Below are 19326 nucleotides of genomic sequence, written 5' to 3' on the forward strand. Positions count from 1 at the left end.
ATTTTTCAAAATTCGTTATATAATATAAAAATATATAACATTTTGAAAAATAAATTATATAGATTAAAGGGGGGCAATTTAATGAATATTTTTAAGAAAAAGTCATTACATGAATTAATGAAAAGCGTAGAAAAAACTGGCTTAAAGAAAAATCTTAAAGCAAAAGACATAGCAGCGCTTGGCATTGGGGCAGTTGTTGGCGTTGGAATTTTTGTAGCTACGGGAGAAGGAGCTCATGCTGCTGGTCCAGGAATTATAATTTCATTTGTTTTATGTGGTATAATAGCATGTCTTTGCGGATTATGTTACTGTGAGCTTGCAACCATGTTTCCAGTAGCTGGTAGTACATATTCATATGCTTATATAGCATTTGGAGAATTTGTTGCAATGATTATCGGATGGTGTTTAACTTCTGAATATTTAGTTGCAACTAGTGCAGTTGCATCGGGATGGTCTGGAACATTTAGAGGTATTTTGCAATCTGCTGGAATTACGCTTCCAAAGGCAATTGCTGCATCACCAAGTAATGGTGGAATAATAGATTTGCCTGCTGTTGCGATAATATTAATTTTAACAGCTCTTTTGTGTTATGGAATGCATGAAAGTGCAAGAGTAAATAATATTATAGTTGGTGTTAAGGTATTTATAATTTTGCTATTTATATTTCTTGGAGTATCACATATAAGGGTATCGAATTATACACCTTTTGCTCCTTTTGGATGGAAAGGCATATTTACTGGTGCAAGTACAGTATTTTTCTCGTATATAGGTTTTGATGCAATTTCAACAGCAGCCGAAGAAGCTGAAAATCCTAAAAAGGATGTATCAAGAGGTATTATAATATGTTTAACTGTAGTTAGTATTTTATATATCGCAGTTGCTGTTGTACTTACAGGAATAGTTCCATATAATGAAATAATTTCAGATAATGCAGTACCTGCTTCTTTAGCAAGAATAGGTATTAACTGGGGATCAGCTTTAGTCGGTGTTGGTGCAATTCTTGGTATGATTTCTACTATGATTGCTGTTTTGTATGGACAAATTAGGATATTCATGGTTATGTCAAGAGATGGTTTGATTCCAAAGGCATTTTCAAAGATTCATAAGACTCATAAGACTCCGTATATAGCTACGATAATAACTGGTATTATTGCTTCAGTTATAGCAGGATTTCTACCACTAGATATAATAGTACAATTTTTGAGTATAGGTACATTATTGAGTTTTATGGTTGTATCTGCTGGAGTTATATATTTAAGAAAAGCTATGCCTAATTTTGAAAGAAAATTTAAATGTCCTGGGGTTCCATTTACACCTATAATAACAATATTATGCTGTTTGACTCTTCTGAAATCAATGCATATTGTAACTTGGATTGGATTCCTTATTTGGCTTGCTATAGGATTATTAATTTACTTCACTTATGGTATAAGACACAGTGTTGTTCAAAATGATTATAGAGAAGAAGAAAAAAGTGCTTAAAATAAAAGTACAGCTTTAAAGGCTGTGCTTTTTTATATATGAGACAAAAGTTTATGTGCGGCGTAACATGGATTACAAATATGATAAAATAACTTTGTAGGTGTTACTTAATTTGTTATGATAAGTAAAGGAGATATAAAGAAAGTCAAAAGTGGCTTAAAAAATATGGAATAAAGATGGATATTTAAGGGGGAATAAAAATGCCAAGACCGACAAAGTTTAGAAAAGTTGAGTTTTTTCCAAAATATAATTATTTTATTCCTTTTGGAGAAAGAAAGTGCAAAATTAAAGAGATAGTTTTAAAAGTTGAAGAACTTGAAGCTATGAGACTTAAAGACATTGAAGAATTGAATCAAGAAGAGTGTGCAGAAAAAATGCAGGTATCCAGACAAACATTCCAAAATATAATAGATAGTGCAAGAAAAAAGGTTACATTAGCTTTAACACAAGGTAACGCTATTAGAATTAGCGGCGGAAACTATACAACAAACTTTTGCAAATTTAAATGTATGGACTGTGGTACAATTTATGATATAAAGTATGAGCAAGATAGAGTAACTTGTCCTAAGTGTCATTCACAGAATGTCGTATGTAGTAAAAAAGCCAAGTTTTGTGGAAAGTGGTGTAAGGGCAATAAGTGTAATAGCATATAAGTGTAGGGTTTCTAATTCAAAACTTAACTTACACTCTGGGAAATGCTCTCAAACTTCAGCACGATAAAAACTTTTAATCATTCTAAAGTTCAGCATTTTGAAACTCTAAGAACCTTTGATAAACTCGTACCTCAAACAGTATCAAAAGTTCTAAGATTTTCTAAAATACTTCGCTAAGAATGATAAAAAAGTTTTTATATGTACTTACAGTTTGAGAGCATTTCTCTGCGTGTAAGTTAAGTTTTTACTTGGAAACCCTATATAGGAAAACTAACTAACAGAGAAAAGTAAATATATTTATTTTTCAGCTGCATAATTTCCTGAGAAATATAAAATTCCTCCTAAAATAAGAATAATTACAACATTTATTTTAAATAAAAGTATTTTATTTAATAAAATTGATGATAAGAATATTAGTCCTATCCACAGTGAACATATTATCCAAAGAATAAAAAATTCTTTTTTACTGTTCTTTGGTTTTTCTTTAAAACAAGATTTGTTTATCCATAACATAATTATTATTATACCAATAATTATGACTATAAATTCTACTATACTTCCAAGAGAGAGATTTAAGTATAAGCTTAAATTCAATGTACGACTTTTTATATATTGTACTAAATTTTGAGATACATAATTTATTGGTACTAGTATCAAAATCATCATTCCCAGGTACATGACATATTCTCCTAGCCTAGAAAATATGTTGTAACTTGATTTATAGGCAGTTACTATGTCTTCACAATAACTTTTAAAATTATCTGTTCCTAAAACAACTTCCAAACTTACATTTTTACTTTGGGCAGTCAAAAAGCTATCTAAAAGCTGCTGTAGGAATTCTTCTGCATCTTTCGATTTCACATTTGATGTTCTTATAAATACTATTATGTCATCAAATACTTCCTTATTTTCATCAGTTAAATTTTCAGAAGCACTATTTAACTGTCTTATTAGAGAATTTATATTATTCATTTGAATCACCATCCAAAATTTTATTAACTGATTTTGATATGTCATCCCAGGCTTTGCAAAAGTCTATAAGTTCGGATTCGCCAAGTTTAGTCAAAGAATAATATTTTCGCTTTGGACCAAGTGGAGAATCACGTGTTACTGAAGATAATAGTTTATTCTTTTCTAATCTTATAAGAAGAGGATAAAGTGTTCCTTCAGACAAGTCCGTAAATCCATAATTACTCAATGAACTATAGAGTTCATATCCATATGTTTCTTTCTCTGATATTATTTTTAGGATACATCCTTCAAGTATACCTTTTAATAATTGAGATGTATTAGCCATTATATCACCTACCATGTAATACAACTTAGTTACTATATTGTAATGCATGTATATTGCAATGTCAAGTAGTTGATTTGATAAAAATTTAAAATTATTTTAAGATTTTAGTTAGTATTTAATAATATATTTTATTGAATTTAATTGATATGATAAGGCACTTTCAAATAATTTGAGGGAACTCGAGATAACTTTAATAAACTCTCAAATTATAACTTTTATGGCTATAGACTTTACCTAATAACACATTATATGGTAAAGTAATAGGTAGTATGTTAAAAGTAAGGAGGACAGAAGTTGAGAAATTTTATCAAACAAGCTATAAAAGTATTTTTTATGGCAGTGTTCATTGTAAGTATTTATTCTTTTGCAAGCATATCAGATAATCTGTATCTTTCAAAGAATAAGGTTTATGCTGATGATGAAACTCTTGCTAGTACTCAATCAAATGCAAACACAGCTGCGCAATCAACTAAAGTGCAGATAAATGGTCCTGCAGATATATTTTATGCACCTTTAGGATCGAGTAAAACTGTAAGGTGGGTAAAGAATGACGAAGTTACAGTATTAAATAAGGAAGGTAACTCTTATTATATTGAGTACAATAGTGACAAGGGCAAGTTAAGAGGATATATCGATCAAAGTTATGTATCTCCAAATTCTAACATTCCAGTAGTAGATCATAGCCAAAGTTCACAGATAGGTTGTTCTGGTGAATGCGTAAAAGTATATTCTGGACCAGGTGATGATTATGAAAACGATGATACAATAAGCAATAAAACAGTAAAAGTTTTAGGAAAAGAAGGCAGCTGGTATTTCATCGAATATACATATAATTTTGGTGGATTAAGAAGAGGTTATATTAGCTCAGAAAATGTCACACTAGGTTCAACATCACAAGGTAGTGATGCTGCTGTTCCAAGTGATCCTGCAGATTTAAATACAAATGTGAAGAGATTTTTAAATACTGCACGTTCACAAATAGGAACTTTGGCAAGTGGCAGCGAGGGTAATACAGTAAAATATGGAGAATGGTATGGGACCAATAATATACCTTGGTCTTCAACGTTTATTAGTTGGGCCGCATATAATTCAGGGCTGCAGAGTGAATTTCCAAAGACTTCATCCTATTCAGATTCAATGAAGTGGTTTAAGGACAAGGGTTTATGGGGAAATACTCCTAAAATAGGTTCAATCGCATATTTAAAAAACAATGGTTTACAATTTAATGGAATAGTTGAATCAATAGGCAGCGATGGAACATTGACATTGATACAGGGAGACTATTGTAAAAATAATTATTATCAAGTTGCAAGAGTAAATTATAAGCCTTCAGATGTTATAGTAGATGGATATGGATATCCTTCTTATCCAGCACCTACAAATACAGATACTTTTATAAATAAAAGAATATCTATATATGCAGGTTCATCAAATGATGCAGCTAATATAGGTTATATAGACAATGAATTAGTTACAGTTTTGAATAAAGAAGGAAATAGATGCTTAGTAGAATATAATACTTACGATGGAAAAAAAAGAGCGTATATTGATGCAAGTTATGCAGACTTAAGTAATGTGTCTGATGCAAACTATGGCAGTAATAAACAAGTTGGAACAATTCAAGATAATACTGCTGTAAGTTTTGGACCTTCAAGTGAATATGTTTCAAATGGAACTGCAAAATCTCAAACAGTAACCATATTGAATAAAGAAAATAACTATGACTTAGTTGAATATAAGACTTCAAATGGAGATATGGAAAGAGGATATATTGCAGCTGACTCAATTAAGGACATACATTCACTTGGTACAAGTTCTAATGGTACAAGTTCTAATAATTCTGGATCATCAGGAACTGTTGACTTGGTAAACTATGTATATAAGTTTCCAAATGCGATAATAAGTTCTTATGGCGAAAAAGGAATGGGATCTGGAGGTTATTATTGTAATGGAAATGGATCAATAGTTGCAGCACACAACATGAGAGCAGGCACTCAAATATATATTCCGCAGTTGAAATATATAAATTCGGCTGGTATTTTTACAGTTGGTGATACAGGCGGTCCATTTTTTGATTTTGATATAAATACAACACAAGATCTTGGTAGAAGTGCTTATGATGTTTATGTGTTGAAATGGGGCGAAGGTCCTATGATGCAATCATTTGAATCAGCAATACAAGAACAGAAAAGTTACGGTCAATGGGGCAGATACCAAGGTGTATACAATCAATATCATGGTCAGTTTCAGACAGAAAATTTTAGACAACCATAACTAACGTATTTAAAATTAAAATTTAAGCTGTGAAATTAAATTATATATTTAAATTCACAGCTTTTTTTCATATATAAGATCTAACGGCACAATTTTGAGGAAGATGGCTTGTATCATTTAACAGCATTATTAAAGGTTTAAAGTCGTCATTAAAGACTATTTTTGAAATAGAAGTATTACCAAGACGAATTTTATGGTACATAGACATGTCCCAGTTGAATATTCCAATTAACCCTGCTTTTAAAATTCCCCCATGTGATACAATTACAATTCTTTTTCCTTTATGTAATTTTGCAATCTTTATAATGGCATCTCTAGCACGTATACTAGCTTTCCTTAAGCTTAAATCGCCACCTACAAGTGGGGCTGTTATTTTATCAGTAGCCCAGCTTTGATATTGAATAGGATAATTATTTTTTATTTCATCTATAGTAAGTCCTTCCCATTTGCCAAAATTAATTTCTCTTAGATCATTTTCAACTATAGGTTTTAAGTTATTGTTATTATCTTTACAAATTATTTTTGCAGTTTTTATAGCTCTAATTAAAGGGCTTGTATAGATAAAGTCAAATTTGTAGTTTAATTTCTCTTTTAAAAACTGTGCTTGTCTAATTCCTTGATTTGAAAGGTTTATGTCATGACATCCTTGAAATTTACCTTTGATGTTCCATTCTGTTTCACCATGTCTTATTAACAATAATTCAGTATTCATAGAACTTCTCCTTAAATATTTATATTGTATATCGATTCTTCATTTTAAACCATTGAAAAATTAATTTCAAGGGACAGTGAAGGTGAGTTTATTTTAAATTAAATATTATAATGTGTTATAATATTTTAATGAAATGAAATAAACTCAATAATAATTTATATATCAAAGTTTATGAAATTATTTAAACTATTGTTAGTAGTACAGGAGAATTTTAATTATGAAAAATATTAAAAGCTATGTATCTTTTGAACGTTTTAGAAATTTTATATTAAACAATTTAGACATAATATTATTTATAGGAATTATGTCCGTAAAAATTATTGCATATGGTGCTCAAATTCAAAAGCAGTATTTTTCGGCTAAAGAATTGTATCCACCAGTTTTAACCTCTATTTTAGTTATCTGTGGAATTGGACTCATGCTAAAAAAGAGAAAAAGGGTTACTTTTCTATACATATCAGATATAATTTTAACTATTTTAATATTTATAGACTTAATTTATTTTCAATACTTTAGGGATATAACATCTATTTCAATAATTGAAAATGGATTGCTGCTTGGACCTGTAAAATCTAGTATAGGCAGTCTCTTAAAATGGCAGTACTTTTTATGCTTTATAGATATAATTTTACTTCCACATATAGTATTTAAAGTAATGCCTCAAAAACAAAATACTTTAAGAGCAAGAATTATATCATCTATAATTGTGCTTGCTGTAGGCTGCTTTGGCAGTGCAAATTATATATACAAACTTTCAGTAGAACAACCTAACCTTATAACTACGATGTATAATAGGATATATATTGCAGAAAAGTTAGGAAATTTGGACTTTCATGTACTTGATGCATATAATTTTGTATACAGGACAATTCAAAAAAATACAGTAATATCTCCTCAAAAAGAAGATGAAATTAAAAATTATTTTCAAAGTAATACTCCAAATGGAACACGTATTTTAACAGGTGAGGCAAAAGGAAAAAATCTTATAGTGATACAGGTAGAAGCATTACAGCAATTTGTCATAAATAAGACAATTAATGGCGAAGAAATTACGCCTAATTTAAATGTATGGCTCAAGAAAAGTGCATATTTTGACAATTACTTTTATCAAGTTTCAGCAGGAAATACTTCAGATGCAGAACTTATTACTAATAATTCATTGTATCCAGCAAGCCAAGGTGCAGCTGCATATCTCTATTGTGGAAATGAATTTAATTCTCTTCCAAAGGCACTTGATAAAAAAGGATATACAAGCATTGCACTGCATGGATATAGGGGAGATTTTTGGAATAGGAACGCAATGAATAAGGCAGAAGGATATGATACATTTTATTCTGAAAGTGACTTTAACATTGATGAAGTTGTTGGAATGGGTATTAGTGATAAATCATTTTTAAATCAGTCTTTTAATATTATAAGTAAACAGAAACAGCCGTTTTTTAGTTTCCTTATAACTTTAAGCAGTCACTTCCCATTTGATGATGTTAAGCATTATGGCAATTTTGATGTAGGCGAGTATAAAGATACACTGCTAGGAGACTATATTAAGTCAATACATTATACTGATGAGCAGCTTGGTATGTTTTTAAAGAAACTGGATGATTCGGGTATGACTAAAAATTCTATTATAGTTATATATGGAGATCATTATGCCATACCAAAAAACCAAGACAAATTATTATACAAGTTTTTGAATATAAAAAATGGAAGTGATTTAAGTTGGATGGAGCTGCAAAAAGTGCCTTTAATAATTCACTTCCCAGATGATAAGAATAGTGGAGTATATCATAATTACTCAGGTCAAGTGGATTTGTATCCAACTCTTGCAAATTTGTATAACTTGCCATCTAATTATTTACTTGGAAGTGATATTTTTAATACTAAGAATGAGTTGGTTATCTTTAGAAATGGATCTTTTACAGATGGAAATGTATTTTATTTATCTCAATTAAACAAGTACTATGATATAAGTACTGGAAAAGAAATTAAAGAAACTAGTAAACTTAAAGAAAAGAAGGTAAGTGCACAGAAAGAATTAGAGTATTCAGATGATGTTTTAAATCATAATTTGTTAAAAAAGTTTAATGAAGAGGCAAAATAATCTTGAATTTAGTTTATATGGGGCTGTCGCACTAAAAAAATTTAGTGCGGCAGCCCCAAGCTTGAACTTAAGGTACATCCAACAGAAGGGAGGACACGTTTTGACAGATATTTATAACATATTAATGGAATTTGTGGAAAGGGCAGCCTTACTTATTATAGGTATATTTATTATAACTAGAATAAAAAATTTCAGAAGTATATTCCAAAAGCAAAACCATGAAAAAAAGGATCTTATAATTATTGCAATAATATTTAGCTTTTTTGCGGTATTAGGAACATATACAGGGGCAAAAGTAGAGGGCTCTCTTGTAAATGTAAGAATAGTTACAATAATATCAGGGGGAATACTATTTGGACCCTTTGTTGGAGTTGCCGCAGGAGTAGTATCTGGAATACATAGATATTTGATAGATGTAAATGGAGTAACTTCCTTTCCATGCCTTATAAGTAGTATAACAGCAGGAATTGTGTCCGGGTATATAAATGAACATTTTGGCAAAAAATATAGATGGATGGCAGGTATAATAGCAGGGATGTTGTGTGAAGTAATAACAATGCTTCTCATACTTTTATTTGCAAGGCCGCATTCTTTAGGAATTGATATAGTGTCTAAAATAGCATTTCCAATGATAGTAGGTGAGGTCAATGTGGGATTTATTGTGCTCTTGGTACAAAATGTAGAAGATGAAAAGGAAATGATAGCAGCTAAGCAGTCGAAACTTGCTCTAGATATTGCAAATAAAACCTTGCCTTATTTTAGAAACATAAATAGTAAATCTTTAAAAAAAATATGTACTATTATAAAAGAAGATATAAAAGCTGATGCAGTAGGAATTACTGATAATAAGTATATACTAGCTTATGTTGGAGTTGGACAGGAATATTACAATATAGGAAATGAAATAATAAATGACACTACTAAAGAAGCTATAAGTAGTGGTAAAATTATAATAAAGGAAACAAATATAGATAATAAAAGTCCTAAATTAAAATCTGCTATTATAATACCCCTTAAAGATAAAGATGAAGTTATAGGCGCTTTGAAAATATATTACATTAAGAACAATAAGATAACATATTCTGTTCGAGCACTGGCTATAGGACTTTCTCAGATTATATCCACATTAATGGAAGTTTCAAAGGTTGAAGAAATAAAGGAGATGGCAAATAAGGCGGAAATTAAAGCTCTTCAAACTAAGATTAATCCTCATTTTTTATTTAATGCACTGAATGCCATTGCTTCATCCATAAGAATTAATCCAGACAAGGCAAGAGAACTTATAATAAATTTATCAGGTTATTTGAGATTTAATATTGAATTAAATGATGAGTTTATAAATATAAAAAGAGAACTTAAACAAGTTATGGATTACGTAGAGATAGAAAAGGCTAGATTTGGAGATAAAATTAATATTATTTATGATATAGATGAGGTAGATGTTAAAATGCCAAGCCTTATAATACAGCCTTTAGTTGAAAATGCCATAATTCATGGAGTTTTAAAAGAAAAAGGTAAAGGTACTGTAAAGATAAGTGTAAAAGATGAAGGAGAAAAGGTTAAAATCTCCATAGCTGACACCGGCGTGGGCATAAGCCAGGATATAATAGATAGAGTTTATTCAGACAATATGCCAAATAACAAAATAGGACTTTACAATGTACACTCTAGGTTAAAATTAATTTATGGACAAGGACTAAATATTAAAAGGTTGGAAAAGGGCACGAAAATAGAATTTTTTATAAAGAGGTGAGGTTATGAAAGCTATAATAGTTGAAGATGAATTTTTGGCTAGACAGGAACTTAAGTATTTTGTTGAAAATTATAGCAGCATAAAGATAGTAAATGAATTTGAGGATGGTCTTGATGCGTTAAAATTTATAGAAGAAAATGAAGTTGATGTTATATTTTTAGATATAAATATTCCATCTATTGATGGGGTAGTACTTGCTAAAAGTATAAGCAAATTTTCTAGAAAACCTTATATAGTGTTTATAACAGCCTATAGAGAACATGCAGTAGAAGCTTTTGAAGTGGAAGCTTTTGACTATATACTGAAACCCTATGATGAATCTAGAATTAGGTCTATGTTAAAAAAGTTAGAAGTAAATTATAGGGAGAAACATAATAACGGCTCTTCGAAAAATAGAATATCAAATAAGATAAATCTATGGAAAAATGAAAAAATAATAGTAGTAGATATAGATGATATATGTTATTGTGAAGCTAAAGAGAGAACAACCAGTGTATTTACTAAGAAAGAAGAGTATTCTATAAATAGCAGTATATCTGAATTTTATAATACTTTGCCTAAAGACAGATTTTTTAAGTGTCACAGATCCTATATAGTAAATACAACAAAAATAAAAGAGATAATACCTTGGTTTAACAATACTTATAATTTGAGGTTAAAAGACATATCTTTTGAGGTGCCAGTAAGCAGAAGTAATATAAAGGAATTCAAGAAGATAATGAACATATAAGTTTTGATATATAACAATTGCAACCTATTACATATATAAATGCATTTTATGTAGATATTTCTGCATTTCATTCCAAAATAACAATTTTAATTCACGGAAAGATTATAATGATGGTAAATTAGTTAAATGATTTATTATCATTATAAATTAAGGAGTGAGCGCAGTGGAAAATACATATGAAGGACAACAGAACCGCTGGATAGTAATATTAGGTACAATAATTGCTCAGATAGGACTTGGAACAATTTATACATGGAGTTTATTTAACCAGCCTATTTCAAAACAGTTTGGATGGCCGGTAAGTAAAGTAGCCCTTACATTTTCAATAACTAGTTTTGCTCTATCTTTTTCTACATTAGCTGCAGGTAAACTGCAAGAAAAATTGGGAATAAGAAAATTAACTACAATATGTGGATTTATATTAGGTATTGGACTTCTTCTTACATCAAAGGCATCTTCTCTTGCAATGTTATATATTACAGCAGGTATTATCTTAGGAGCAGCAGATGGTATAGGATATATTACTTCACTTTCTAATGCTATAAAATGGTTTCCTGAAAAAAAAGGACTTATATCAGGTATTTCTGTAGGAGCTTATGGAACAGGAAGTTTAATATTCAAGTATTTAAATGGAGGACTTATTTCTTCAAAGGGAATATCACAAGCTTTTATATGGTGGGGAATAATTGCAATGGCTTTAATAATTGTAGGAGCTCAGTTTTTGAAAGATGCACCTGTTGAGCCAAATACCAATTCCAATAATTTGGTAGGTAATGTTGAAAACGTTAATTTTACTGTAGGTGAAATGCTTAGAACAAAAGAAGCTTATCTTTTATTTATAGTTTTCTTTAGTGCAGCTATGAGCGGACTTTATATGATAGGCAGTGTTAAAGATATAGGAATGCAGCTTGCTGGATTAGATGCTGTAACTGCTGCTAATGCTGTAGCATTAGTTGCTATATTCAATACTGTAGGAAGGCTTGTACTTGGAACTTTATCAGATAAGCTTGGAAGGATTAAAGTAGTGCAATTTTCTATTATAGTAACGGTTGTGTCAGTATTTACTTTGAGTTCCGTACATTTGAATTTTGGAATTTTCTTTACCTGCGTAAGCGCAATTGCTTTCTGTTTTGGAGGAAATGTTACAGTATATCCAACTATAGTAGGAGAATTCTTTGGACTTAAAAATCAGACTAAAAATTATGGAATTATATATCAAGGATTTGGAATAGGAGCTTTATCAGGATCTTTTATATCAGTTTTAGTGGGAGGATTTAAACCTACGTTTTTGATTATAGGTGTACTTTGTATTATTTCTGTAGTAATACTTGCAGTGATAAAACCACCAAAGAAAGAGGAGCAAACTTCTACAAATTCACATACATGTGCGGCAGCTTAAGTCAATTTATATCTTGTATATATATTATGTGAATAGAAATTTTATTTAAAAGTAAATATGTTTAAGTGACAACTTGAAATTAGAAATCCTATAAAGGCGATCGTGAGTTGTCACTTTTTTTATGAAGATATTCATTTCAAATTTATCTTTAGATGTGAATAAATTATGCTGAAAATGAGCAAATATACTATTATATTGGGAATTGTTAAGTATAAGTTTTTTTTTGACTATACCCACAGGTGAATTTATAAGTTTTAGTATTTACAAATAGAAAAATAATTTATATTATAAAGCCTAAATGTGGAATTTGTTATCAATTAAGTAGAGGTGATTGTTGTGAAAAAAGTAAATATAATTTATTGGTCAGGCACAGGAAATACTGAAGCTATGGCTTCATTAATATCAGAAGGAGCAAAAGAAAAAGGAGCAGATGTTGCGCTGTTAAATGTTGCTGAAGCATCAAATGATGATATAACTGACGCAGATATAGTAGCTCTAGGTTCTCCAGCAATGGGGGATGAAGTTATAGAAGAGTCTGAAATGGAACCTTTTATTGAATCGGCTGCAGATGTTTTAAAAGGCAAAAAAGTTGCACTATTTGGTTCATATGGCTGGGGAAGCGGTCAGTGGATGGAAGACTGGACTCAAAAAATGGAACAAGATTATGGTGCAGATGTAATAAATGATGGATTAATTGTAAATGAGGCTCCAGAAGGTGAGGCTGAGGAAGAATGCAGAGACTTTGGTAGGGATTTAGCCAATTAACTTTTGAAGTCTTGAAAGGTATATTAAACAATATGAACAATAATATATTAAATTTTATTGAAAATCGAGAAGACAAAGAATATATGGTAAATCTTATTACGTATGCTATATCGCCTACAATATCAGGGTATAAGCCATCAACTATAATTACAATTTCCAATAAGTACAAATCCATGTATGATTTATGGAGTAAATATGGCAGCGAATATTTAAATGAGATAAATTTAAATGTTTATGAAATTAAATCGGAGCCCAATTTAAAAATATTAATGTTTTATAATGAGAAACTATTATCTAAAACTATATTTGAAGAAGATAATATTAAGTTTTTAATGAAATTTGGATATTCTAGTTCAATGTCGCTGAATGAATGTTTGAATTTATTGAAGTTAAGGTATCTTGAATGTGCATGTCCTCATGAAATAGGTATATTTTTAGGAATCCCTATTAAAGATGTAGAGGATTTTATAAATTATAATGGCAGTGGATGTATATACTGTGGATATTGGAAGGTTTATCACGATAGTAAAGTTGCCTTAGAGACTTTTGAAAATTATGATCGTTCTAAAGATATAACAGTGAAACTTCTTGAGAGAAAAACTGATTTGAGGATGATTGTAAAGACATTGTGTTCACATACAATTAAAATATAAGCCTGTAAAAACAGAGGACAGGAACCAAAGCAGAGGACATAGGACAGAGGACAGAGGACAATGAAGGTTGATTTTTCTCCGCTGTGCTGCAAAAAATCTTTAATTTAAAAGAAACCCTTATTCTTTTGTTTCTCAGGAGTATTCTCCTAAGCAAGCGGAGAGTTAGCATCAAAATTCCAGTGAAAATTTTATTTTTACTGGAATTTTATTTTTTTACACTTACTCTTACACCAAGAAATCTTAATAAGTCAATTTCCAGTAAAAATCGGAATTTATTAATTCTATTGTAAATACTCATAAACCTTTATAATCCAAAGGACTGTTGTCCTAGAAACTTTTTAATTGCTAAACTTCTGCTGCTAACTTATATAAATTTAAGGATTTTTTTGCGTTAGCAAAAAATCAACCTTCTCTGTCCATTGTCCTCTGTCCTCTAAAAAATGCTTAGCATTTTTTAAAGTGTGAGTTAACATACAGTGGTACAAAACTTGTTAAAAATTCATATTATGGTGTAGATAAAAGTATATAATTTTATGTTAAGCTTCACAAAAGCTAATAAATAGATATTCTTTAGAGGAGGGAATATATATGAGTATTCATCTTGAACCTATATTGATTCCTAAATATATTAATCAGTTAAAAATTCCTCCAGTATATTATCCAGAAGTCATAAGAGATACGAATACAGGGGATATAATAAGTTATAATTATGTAGTTACTATAAGTCAATTTAAGCAGTCTATCTTGCCAAGGGGGTTTCCGAAAACTACAGTTTGGGGATATGGAGGAAGAGTAATAAATAATTTAAGTTGTAAAAGTTTCTATAATTATAGAAGTTCACCGGGCCCAACATTTGAAGCTGTAAGGGGAATACCAATCAATGTTCAATGGATAAATGACTTAAGTAAATCCAATCGAATAGTTCCGCATATTCATGGTGGGGAGAATCATTCTATTTTTGATGGACACCCTAAGGCATGGTTTACCAAGGGTGAATATGTAACAGGATCTCAATTTGTAACTTCAAATTATAATTATCCAAATGAACAGGAAGCTGCAACACTATGGTATCATGATTATACATTTGTTATAGCTAGATTAAATGTTTTGATGGGGCTTTCAGGTTTCTATATAGTAAGAGATCCAGCAAATAAACTAGAAAGTAGAAGAAATTGCTTGCCAGCTAGAAGGTATGATATACCAATTGTAATTCAAGATAGATCTTTTAATGTAGATGGTTCATTTGACTTCCCAGGCGCTAAAGTGAACCAAAAAGTTCATTCTTATTGGAATCCAAGGTTTTTTGGAGATACAATTATGGTTAATGGCAAAGTATGGCCAAACTTGAATGTTAAAAAACATGAGTATCGTTTTAGATTATTAAATGGTTCTAATGCTAGATTCTATAAATTGCAATTTTCAAGTGGTATGTCATTTATTCAAATTGCTAGTGACGGCGGCTACTTGAGAGAGCCTGTAAGACTTACTTCGCTGCTCCTTGCACCAGGTGAACGTGCAGAGATTATTGTAAACTTTTCCTCATTAAGACCTGGAAGTAAAATAATTTTAGAAAATCATGCAAATGCGCCTTTCCCAAATGGAACTCCACCAGATCATGAAACAGTTGGACAGGTAATGCAATTTACTGTGATGAATTCAGTTTGCAGGAAACCAAATAATTTGCCAGAGAGACTAAATCAAATACCAAAACTTATAACTGATTCACCTAAAAGAATATTAGTATTATTTAAAGTCACGGGTGATAACGGTTCTGTACAAGTTTTACTAAATGGTCAAACAGGAGAATCGCCTGTTTTTGAACGTCTGGTAGTTGGATCTACAGAAGAATGGGAAATTATAAATCTTACAGAAGATACACATCCGATACATTTACATTTAGTTCAATTTCAAGTTTTAAATAGACAAAATTTTAATAAAAAAGTCTACACAAATGACTGGATAAAGGAAAATGGTGATCTACAATTAGATCATTCAGCTAAAAATATTTCAGTTGAAAAATATCTTGAAGGTGAACCAAGAAAGCCGCAAAAAAATGAATTAGGTTGGAAAGATACAGTTAGGGTTAACCCGGGAGAGGTAACAAGGATAGTAATAAGATTTGCACCTCAGGATGTTGATCCTAGATATGTTAAACCAAGAGAAAATTTATATCCTTTTAATCCTACAACAGGACCTGGATATGCATGGCATTGCCATAATTTAGATCATAAAAATAATGACATAATGAGACCTCATAAGTTAATTGATTAAATGAAAATTCATTAAAGTGTATAATTGGCAAGTCAACTCTTGACTTGCCAATTATTTTAAGAAAAATATAATAGATGTCATAAGACAGGAAGATTAATTGTATTATATTATAAGTGAGTTTATAGAGGGTGATTAAAGTGGCATCCGAAATTTTATTTGTCCTAGCCCTTATTTTAGCTGCTATAATTATTGCAGTAGTAAAGGATAAGAAATCAAACAAGTGATAAAAATACAATATATAGTTAATTGTAATGTTTTAAGGGTTTCTAGCTTGCAACTTAACTTACACTCCGGGACATATATACAGCCTTTGACACTGTAAAAACTTTTAACAAGTTTTTAATGTGTCTTCAGGCTGTATATATGTCTCTGCGTGTAAGTTGATTTGCAAATTAAAATAACTATACATTACTTTTAGCTTAAAACTTAGTTTGCACGCAGGGGTATGCTTTCATTTTGTCAGCATACTCCGGAGTGTAAACTAAATTTGGAACTAGAAGCTATGTGTGGCTGTTTATGCTTTTGCAATTTACTTTATTATTTCTATTGCAGTCATAATTATACCCATCGCCGTAAAGCATATACCTACAATCTTTTGTAATGTCTTTTCATTAACCTTATTGGCATAACGAGAACCCAAGATTCCGCCAGTTACTGCACCTATAGATAATAAGATTCCCAATACAAAGTCTATGCTGCCTCTAGCTGCATAACCGATAGTAGAGGAAAGTGCTGTTATAGCCATTATAAGAGTAGAAGTACCTATAGCCTTATGAAGTGGAAATGACATTATTATTATTAGAGCTAGAAGTATCATAACTCCACCGCCAGCTCCGAATATTCCACTTAATATTCCTATACCTAATCCTATAATTAAAGCTGTTAATATTCTTTGCCATTCCTTTTTAAATTCAATATGTTTATTTAAATTATCCGATGAATCACTTTTTTCTTTAAAGCTCTTACGAATCATTGATAAACCTGCAATAACTAATATAACTCCAAACCAGGAGGACAGTTTACTTTCTCCCATTTTACTTGCAAGCGATGCACCTAATTGAGCTCCAATGATAGAAGTTAAAGCTATCCACATACCTGACTTAAGTTCTATATTACCGTGTTTGTAGTAAGAATAAGCTACCGTTAAAGAAGCTATAACATCTACAAAAAGACTTGTACCTATTGCGGTATGAACGCTAACTTTAAAGAGCATAGTTAAAATAGGAACTATAACCATAACTCCGCTAGCACCTATAAGACTTGTTATACCACCAGTGACAACACCAATACATATTGCTAATAAATGAAATACTAAATTCATAAAAATATATCTCCTTTGATGTTCTATTTTATAGATAAATTTATAAGTTTATCTAAAAAGTTAATATTGTCTTCTTTATCATTTGGATGAAATTCTAACATCATTAATATAGATACTAATAAAGATTCTGCTAATCTAGTATCAATCTTGGAACATGTATTAAGAGTATCTACTTTGTTAAGACATTTAAAGAGGTTTTCTATTCTTAAAATTAATCTATTTTTTAAGTCATTAATCTCTTTATCATTTTTAAGTTCATCTGCTGAAGTATTTATTAAAGCTTTCCCTAAACCATTTCTTGATTCAATATCTTCATAAAGTGTCTTTATGAATTTTCTAAGTTTTTCTTCCGAAGAAACGTCAAGTGTATTTATAGAATCAAGCTTATTAAATGTATTTCCCCAGCTCTCTTTAAGTATACTTAGATAAAGCTGCTTCTTATTTTTATAGTAATTGTATAAAGTCCCAACAGCTACTCCAGATTTTTTAGATATCATTTTCATATCAACATTAACATAGCTAAACTCAACAAACAATTTAATAGCACAATTCCTAATAGTTTTCTCAACATCTTTTATTATCTTTGGCATAATATCACCTTCTATTATGAATGATGGTTCATTTAAAGTATAACATTATTATATAAATTCCTTCTTTATTTGTAAATAAGTAATTCTTGAAATTTCATTTAATATATAATACATGAAAGCTAATAAGTATGTGTTTCTGTTTATCAAGATAATATAGACACGTGGTATGACGGATGTGTAAATTAATTATATACTAAGTGAAGTTAATTACCACCGAGACAAGCAGCGGTGGTTTTCTTGCTGTAATTCTACGAAGGCATGATTAGTGTAAAAAGTGAACTTGGAAAGGGAACATCTTTTACTAGTACATTTTTAAATCTTATTCAGCCATAGTTTTTAATAATTCTACATTTTTAATATGAATTGATGATCTATGAAAGTCAATGAGTCCTTCATCTCTCATATGACACATCTCTCTTGAAAGTGATGGTCTTGATACATTTAAAAAATCTGCAAGTTCGTTTCGTTTCAATGGAAGTTTGAAAGTATCATTTTCAGACTTTTTATATTGCTCAATTAAAAGAGTACTTATTTTAGCTCTTATACTCTTGATATTTAAATATTCAATGTGTTTATTGAGTTTTAATGCTCTATCAGATATAATCATAAGTATGTTGCTTATAAGTGTATGATGCCATGTACATGCTTTGCAGCATTGACTTATTATTTTTTTGCCTGGCAAAAATAAAATAATACAATCCTCTTGAGCTTCAACTGTTGCAGGAAGTATAGATTTTCTTGAAAAAACAGCCATTTCACCAAAGATATCACCTGGGTTTAAAGTTATCATAAACATTCTGTTTCCTGAAGCACCTTCTTTAACTACAGCAGCTTTTCCATGTAATATAATAGCAACACTTTCAAATTTGCTTCCACTTATGGCAATCAAATTACCTTTTTTAAAGTTATCTATTTTAGGATTAATACAATTCAACATTAAGCTTATACTATTTTCATCTATATTCTCAAATATGATGGACTTCGATAATATGTGGATATATTCTTCAAACATAAATAAATCACCTTTATCTTATAATTCATATTACTAAAGTTTTATAATCATTATATTATAACTAATATATAAAAGCAATTGTAATAATATCGAAACATTGCTAACTCAGAAATTTAACACTTAAATTCCAGTGAAAATTTTATTTTTACCGGAATTTTATTTTTTTACACTTACTTGAAGAGCTGGTAAGCTCGCAGACCGTTAGGTTAATGTCATCAAATCAAAATGTAAATAACTAGGAAGATTTAAGAATAACGCTAAATCATTCTAGTTATTATTAATTTTACAGATAAAAAATATATTTATTTTAAAA

The 19326-nt window shown here is 30.1% G+C and carries 16 protein-coding genes; 10 read left to right on the forward strand and 6 right to left on the reverse strand.

The window, feature by feature from the left end:
- The first annotated feature begins 81 nt into the window (after positions 1-81).
- Both EBB51_RS03835 and EBB51_RS03840 read left to right on the forward strand, forming a co-directional pair.
- Entirely contained in the window at positions 82-1482 is a 1401-nt protein-coding gene (locus EBB51_RS03835; RefSeq protein WP_123053242.1) for an amino acid permease, read from the forward strand.
- A gap of 200 nt (positions 1483-1682) precedes the next feature.
- A complete protein-coding gene (locus EBB51_RS03840; RefSeq protein WP_123053243.1) occupies positions 1683-2135 on the forward strand; it encodes a DUF134 domain-containing protein in 453 nt (150 codons plus the stop codon).
- 297 nt (positions 2136-2432) lie between these two features.
- Here EBB51_RS03840 and EBB51_RS03845 read toward each other — a convergent pair whose 3' ends face one another.
- Both EBB51_RS03845 and EBB51_RS03850 read right to left on the reverse strand, forming a co-directional pair.
- A complete protein-coding gene (locus tag EBB51_RS03845; RefSeq protein WP_123053244.1) occupies positions 2433-3107 on the reverse strand; it encodes a hypothetical protein in 675 nt (224 codons plus the stop codon).
- Positions 3100-3432: a PadR family transcriptional regulator gene (locus EBB51_RS03850; RefSeq protein ID WP_123053245.1), complete on the reverse strand. Its 333-nt coding sequence runs from the start codon at positions 3430-3432 to the stop codon at positions 3100-3102. Before EBB51_RS03850 ends, EBB51_RS03845 begins: the two co-directional genes overlap by 8 nt.
- Positions 3433-3726: 294 nt before the next feature.
- Here EBB51_RS03850 and EBB51_RS03855 point away from each other — a divergent pair, with 294 nt between their 5' ends.
- A complete protein-coding gene (locus EBB51_RS03855; RefSeq protein ID WP_123053246.1) occupies positions 3727-5706 on the forward strand; it encodes a hypothetical protein in 1980 nt (659 codons plus the stop codon).
- 67 nt (positions 5707-5773) lie between these two features.
- Here EBB51_RS03855 and EBB51_RS03860 read toward each other — a convergent pair whose 3' ends face one another.
- Complete coding sequence (locus tag EBB51_RS03860) at positions 5774-6418, reverse strand: histidine phosphatase family protein (RefSeq protein WP_123053247.1); 645 nt, start codon at positions 6416-6418, stop codon at positions 5774-5776.
- Between the two features lie 217 nt (positions 6419-6635).
- Here EBB51_RS03860 and EBB51_RS03865 point away from each other — a divergent pair, with 217 nt between their 5' ends.
- The 7 genes from EBB51_RS03865 (at position 6636) to EBB51_RS03895 (ending at position 16090) form a co-directional block, all read left to right on the forward strand.
- The gene (locus EBB51_RS03865; RefSeq protein ID WP_123053248.1) at positions 6636-8519 is read left to right on the forward strand and encodes an LTA synthase family protein; all 1884 of its coding nucleotides are present in this window, start codon (positions 6636-6638) and stop codon (positions 8517-8519) included.
- Positions 8520-8643: 124 nt separating this feature from the next.
- Positions 8644-10272, forward strand: a complete 1629-nt coding sequence (locus EBB51_RS03870) for a sensor histidine kinase (RefSeq protein WP_123054970.1) — start codon at positions 8644-8646, stop codon at positions 10270-10272.
- A gap of 4 nt (positions 10273-10276) precedes the next feature.
- Entirely contained in the window at positions 10277-11002 is a 726-nt protein-coding gene (locus tag EBB51_RS03875; RefSeq protein WP_123053249.1) for a LytTR family DNA-binding domain-containing protein, read from the forward strand.
- Between the two features lie 163 nt (positions 11003-11165).
- On the forward strand, positions 11166-12401 hold the full coding sequence (locus EBB51_RS03880) for an OFA family MFS transporter (protein ID WP_123053250.1): 1236 nt from the start codon (positions 11166-11168) through the stop codon (positions 12399-12401).
- A 336-nt stretch (positions 12402-12737) separates the two neighbouring features.
- Positions 12738-13166, forward strand: a complete 429-nt coding sequence (locus EBB51_RS03885; RefSeq protein ID WP_123053251.1) for a flavodoxin — start codon at positions 12738-12740, stop codon at positions 13164-13166.
- 32 nt (positions 13167-13198) lie between these two features.
- On the forward strand, positions 13199-13819 hold the full coding sequence (locus EBB51_RS03890; RefSeq protein WP_123053252.1) for a DUF3793 family protein: 621 nt from the start codon (positions 13199-13201) through the stop codon (positions 13817-13819).
- A gap of 588 nt (positions 13820-14407) precedes the next feature.
- Complete coding sequence (locus tag EBB51_RS03895) at positions 14408-16090, forward strand: multicopper oxidase domain-containing protein (RefSeq protein WP_123053253.1); 1683 nt, start codon at positions 14408-14410, stop codon at positions 16088-16090.
- 529 nt (positions 16091-16619) lie between these two features.
- Here the strand turns inward: EBB51_RS03895 and EBB51_RS03900 are convergent.
- The 3 genes from EBB51_RS03900 to EBB51_RS03910 form a co-directional block, all read right to left on the reverse strand.
- The gene (locus EBB51_RS03900) at positions 16620-17411 is read right to left on the reverse strand and encodes a sulfite exporter TauE/SafE family protein (protein ID WP_123053254.1); all 792 of its coding nucleotides are present in this window, start codon (positions 17409-17411) and stop codon (positions 16620-16622) included.
- A gap of 23 nt (positions 17412-17434) precedes the next feature.
- On the reverse strand, positions 17435-18001 hold the full coding sequence (locus tag EBB51_RS03905) for a TetR/AcrR family transcriptional regulator (RefSeq protein WP_123053255.1): 567 nt from the start codon (positions 17999-18001) through the stop codon (positions 17435-17437).
- Positions 18002-18320: 319 nt separating this feature from the next.
- Positions 18321-19013 (reverse strand): Crp/Fnr family transcriptional regulator, encoded by a 693-nt coding sequence (locus EBB51_RS03910; RefSeq protein WP_123053256.1) that lies wholly within the window; start codon positions 19011-19013, stop codon positions 18321-18323.
- Between the last annotated feature and the right edge of the window lie 313 nt (positions 19014-19326).

Source organism: Clostridium sp. JN-1 (assembly GCF_003718715.1).
Lineage (GTDB): Bacteria > Bacillota > Clostridia > Clostridiales > Clostridiaceae > Clostridium_AV.